This is a genomic window from Dellaglioa sp. CoH-56-MRSF-12 (assembly GCF_056782075.1).
Genome location: NZ_JBXAYD010000084.1, coordinates 1 through 277 on the forward strand (window position 1 = coordinate 1; position 277 = coordinate 277).

A 277-nucleotide genomic window follows, 5' to 3' on the forward strand; every position below is an offset into this window, starting at 1 on the left:
GGGCGTTCGGCGAAGGGCTGTCGTACACGACGGTCTCCTACTCCGACCTCACGCTCGCCGCCACGTCGCTGGGCGCGGGCGACGAGATCGAGGCGACGGTGACGCTCACGAATACAGGTTCACGCCCGGTCCGCGAGACCGTGCAGGTCTACGTGCGCGATCAGGTCACCAGCGTCAGCTGGGCCGACAAGGAGCTGAAGGCGTACCGGCAGGTGGACCTGGCGCCGGGGGAGTCGGCGCGGGTGCGGCTGACCCTGCCGGTGGCGGACTGCACCAT

General features: G+C 70.0%; 1 protein-coding gene. It reads left to right on the plus strand.

Going from position 1 to position 277, the window contains the following annotated elements; translation table 11 throughout:
• The coding region (locus tag AC1RPY_RS07855) for a fibronectin type III-like domain-contianing protein (protein WP_481763127.1) at positions 1-277 on the plus strand (277 nt) is incomplete at both ends.